At 67.8% G+C, this 3,982-nt stretch carries 6 protein-coding genes; 5 read left to right on the forward strand and 1 reads right to left on the reverse strand.

Annotated elements, in window-relative coordinates:
- The 3 genes from ACZ5TL_RS39385 to ACZ5TL_RS39395 form a co-directional block, all read left to right on the forward strand.
- The coding region (locus ACZ5TL_RS39385) for an integrase core domain-containing protein (protein ID WP_468595581.1) at positions 1-345 on the forward strand (345 nt) is incomplete at its 5' end.
- A 142-nt stretch (positions 346-487) separates the two neighbouring features.
- Entirely contained in the window at positions 488-772 is a 285-nt protein-coding gene (locus ACZ5TL_RS39390; RefSeq protein ID WP_468595582.1) for a putative quinol monooxygenase, read from the forward strand.
- Positions 773-864: 92 nt separating this feature from the next.
- Positions 865-1,164 carry a hypothetical protein gene (locus ACZ5TL_RS39395; RefSeq protein ID WP_468595583.1) on the forward strand — a complete coding sequence of 100 codons (300 nt, stop codon included), beginning with the start codon at positions 865-867 and terminating at the stop codon, positions 1,162-1,164.
- A gap of 389 nt (positions 1,165-1,553) precedes the next feature.
- Here ACZ5TL_RS39395 and ACZ5TL_RS39400 read toward each other — a convergent pair whose 3' ends face one another.
- Entirely contained in the window at positions 1,554-2,111 is a 558-nt protein-coding gene (locus tag ACZ5TL_RS39400) for a hypothetical protein (RefSeq protein WP_468595584.1), read from the reverse strand.
- A gap of 467 nt (positions 2,112-2,578) precedes the next feature.
- Between ACZ5TL_RS39400 and ACZ5TL_RS39405 the strand changes: the two genes are divergently transcribed.
- On the forward strand, positions 2,579-2,749 hold the full coding sequence (locus tag ACZ5TL_RS39405; RefSeq protein ID WP_468595585.1) for a hypothetical protein: 171 nt from the start codon (positions 2,579-2,581) through the stop codon (positions 2,747-2,749).
- A 134-nt stretch (positions 2,750-2,883) separates the two neighbouring features.
- Complete coding sequence (locus ACZ5TL_RS39410) at positions 2,884-3,852, forward strand: aldo/keto reductase (protein ID WP_468595586.1); 969 nt, start codon at positions 2,884-2,886, stop codon at positions 3,850-3,852.
- Positions 3,853-3,982: the final 130 nt, after the last annotated feature.

Genomic DNA, 3,982 nt, shown 5'->3' on the forward strand with positions numbered 1-3,982 from the left:
GGCCGCAGCGACCTCCAGCCCGGCTGCGTCGTGCACTCGGACCGCGCAGCGGAGTACACCTCTGACGAACTCCGCCGGGAAGTACACCGGTTGGGGCTGCGGCAGAGCATGGGGCGAACCGGCTCGTGCTACGACAATGCCGCCGCCGAGAGCTTCTTCGCGCTGCTGAAAGCGGAGATCGGCACCCGCCGCTGGCCCGACCGGACCACTGCCCGCGCGGAGATCTTCACCTTCATCGAGACCTTCTACAACCGCAAGCGGCTGCGGAGGCATCCACTCTGGGGCTACCTCACCCCGCTGGAGACCCGACAGCGACACGAGAAAGAACACGCCCTCGCAGCGTAAGCATCGAGTGTCCAGCATCACGGGGAAACTTCACATCACGTTGCGCTTTTGTAGATGACACCGATGACTTTTGGGCCACGTGTAGGTCTTCGGATGGGGTAGCCGTTCAACAGCGCACCCAGGGACTTCGAGGAGGGCGATCGTGATCATTGTGGCTGGCAAGCTGTACGTTGATCCCGGGACACGTGGTGACTACCTGGCCGGGTGTGCTCGGGTGGTCGAGCAGGCGAGGGCATGTGCGGGGTGTTTGGACTTCGTGCTGGCGGCCGACCCGATCGAGGCGGATCGCATCAACGTGTACGAGCGGTGGGAGTCGGACGTCGACCTTGCGGAGTTCCGCGGTGCCGGGCCCGCCCCGGAGCAGGCGGATGCGATTCGGGATGTGGACGTAGCGAAGTACCACGTCTCCGCTGTTGAGGTGCCGTAAGGCCTCAGGCACAGGACAACCGTCGAAAGTCGACGCGGCGTAGGGGAAAGCCCTGGTTCGAGGTCACGTAGTCCGTCCACGACGCCACCGTCGTGCTGGGCAGCGTCTACGCAGACGTGGACGCGCTGGCCAACCGCCACGCCAACCGCTCCCGCATGCTGCGCGGTTCGGCCGCCTACTACGCCGGGGCCCTGCGCGTGATCAGCACCTGGCGTCCGTCCGCTACCAAATCACCGTCGATGGCCGGGATTACGCCTACACGGGCTACACCGTGGTGGCAGCGAACTCCAGTTACCTACGGCTCCGCCCGCCGCATCGCTCCCGATGCCCTGCTGGGCGACGGCCTGCTCGACGTCGTGATGATCCGTGACGCGCCGCTGGGCGGACGGTGAGATCGAGGCCGCCCTCCCGGTCATGACCAGGGTGTTGCCCGGTGCGCTGGGTGTCCTGTGCTGAGGCGGGGCTGCCGTGGAAGGCCCGCACGGTCCTCGCGGGCGCCACTCCTCGCGGCGCGTCACGTCCCGCTCAATCGGTGGGTGCGTACAGGTGACCTCGGGCGCACTCGGTCGTGTCCAGCGCCTCGGACATACGAAGTCCCGTACGACTGCCTGTCGGCCGAGGGCCACGGGAGGTGGGCAGGCCTGCAAGCCCGGTGCCAGCTCCTCAGGTGCGCGACCACCGAGCGCATCGCGTGGTGCAGGGCCGGCGGGGCGCCGACGACCGGTCTCGGCGCGTCGGACCCCCGGCGGTTGCCCACCGAGGACCTGCTCGGAGGCTTCCGTCAGGGAAGCAGGCCCGTGTGTGCGAGGGCGACCGCGCTGAGGGTGGCGATGACCTCCTGGTCGCCCCGGCGCCAGGCGTCTGCGAAACCGCCGGGCGGGGTCGACAACTTGACGAGGGCGGCCGGCGGGCCGGTGAGAGCACGCAGGGCGAGCAGGTCGGCACCGCCCGGCGCGTCGGCGAGGCGACGGACGATCATGCTGCGACGAATCCAGAGCAGACGCGGGGGCAGCCACAGCACCAGGATCAGCAGCACCAGAACGACAATGAGAGCCGTGGTGGCCACATCGGCGACTTGAGTGACGGTCTCCTGAAGCGATGCGCCGGCATCCGCGAAGCCGGTACTGGCGTCGGCCGCGGACTGGAGCGGCTTCTTCAGGACATCGCCGACGAACGGAACGTTCGACGCCGCGTCCCCGGCATTACCGAGGTCCTCGGCGAGGCCGTCTCCGGAGCTCTCAACCTTTTGCCCCGGCTCGGCCAACAGCATGATCGTGTCCCGGACGAAGAAGGCCCCCCACACCGTGAAAGCGATCAAGGCCACGGCGGTCAGGTCCACGAGCACCTGGCGGTTCCGGCGTGCGGGAGTCTGGGCGTAGAGGCGCAACGGCGAGGTCCTGTTCGGTTCAAAGAGTCGAGGAGAATCGGCCGCCCCGCAGGCGACTCGGCCGGCCGGTCGTCGGCATCCACTCTTCCACCGCGCTCACCGGGCAAACGTGCACGACGCGCACCACGGCCGACCCCTGCGCCGCGTTACCGAGACTGAACTCGCGGTGTCGTCCCGTACTCAGGTGCGTGGCCTGATGGCCAGGCCGGTCCCGGTGAAGCGGCCGTGCACGAGGTGACTACAGCCAACTGTCCGGCATCACCGCCGTCGGCAAGACCTACGACCTGGTTCATGCGGGCACGACCAACTCCGAGCGCACCAAGCTGGGTTCGACCTGGTTCCACCACACTGTTCTCGGCCTGGCCTCCACCACGACGAACGGTGTCGACACCGGATTCATCCGCGAACCGGCGGGCACGTTGAACTCCATAACGGCTGGGGGGAAGTCCTACTACTACCTCACCGACGCCACCGTCAACGCCCTCGGCCTTGTCGGCGACACCGGCAAGCGCACCCACACCTACGCCTACGGCCCCACCGGCCTGCCCCGCGGCACCACCACCGAGGCCGTCCCTCATCGGAGTGCGTAGCCAGGATTCCCGGTCACGCTGTGACATTCCCCCAACACTCCGCACCTTTCCGCCGCACCTGTCACCTGCGCATACTCCAGGACCGCCGCGCCTTGAACCGGGCGATGGCCGATCAAATGGAGCTGATGGAATAGATGACGTCCCCAACGGTCTCTGCTGCAGCCGCCGGCACGTGGATGCTCGGAGACCTGAAGGGCAACCGGATCGGTTTCGGCGCCATGCGCCTGACCGGCAGTGCCGCTTTCCACCAGGGCACCCCCAGAGACCGCAGCCAGGCGATCGACGCACTGCGCCGCGCGGTCGAGCTCGGCGTCAACCACATCGACACCGCGGCGTTCTACTTCTCCCGGCTGCGCTCTGCCAATGAGCTGATCAACTCGGCGCTGGCGCCCTATGCGGACGGTCTCCTCATCGCCACCAAGGTCGGCCCGGCCAGGGATGCCAGCGGCGAGTGGGCCACCTCGGCGCGGCCCGGCCAACTGCGCGGCCAGGTCGAGGAGAATCTGCGCCAACTCGGCCGCGACCACCTCGACCTGGTCAACCTGCGCCTCATGGGCCAGGACTCCATCAGTGAGCATTTCGGTGCTCTCGCCGAGCTGCGCGACGCCGGGCTCGTCCGCAATCTCGGCATCTCCGGAGCCCGCCCAGAGCACCTGGCCCTGGGTCTCGGGTTACGTTGCTCAGGTGGCTGCTCACTGGTTGTCGTGCGGCGGTGCCGTATCCAACGGTGTCGCAATGGGACTGGGCCACCTTGCCGCAATGGCTGTCTGCCGTGGGAACCATCCCCGCCACGGTCACAGCCCTGTGGATCGCCTCCCGTCAGCTGGCTACCCCGAGAGCGGGCGCTGGTCGGTACCCGGCGGGAAGTGGCCGCGCACATCGGCATCGAAGAGCCCAGCCTCAACGGGGCACGTGTCCGGAACTTCGGGCTGACTCCAGTCACCCGGGTGACCGTGACGGCGGAGGACCTCCACCACGGGAGCGCTGTCCGCGCCGGTCGGTACTGCGGAAGAGGCGTCCGTTTCGTCAATCCTGCCGACATTGCTGTCTCGCCCGGTTCTCGCGCTCTCTTGCACGTCGCGCCCGGCAGCCTTCCTTGGTGAAACCCTTGCCGCGGAAGCCGAAACACAGACTCCTCAGAGGGTGATATGTGAGTGCATAGGTGATTTGTCGTCGCCTGAACGTGTGGCAGGGCGGTATCCCGGCCGGTCGACGGCCATGGGCGTGCTGGGC

Source organism: Streptomyces sp. NPDC033136 (assembly GCF_055578235.1).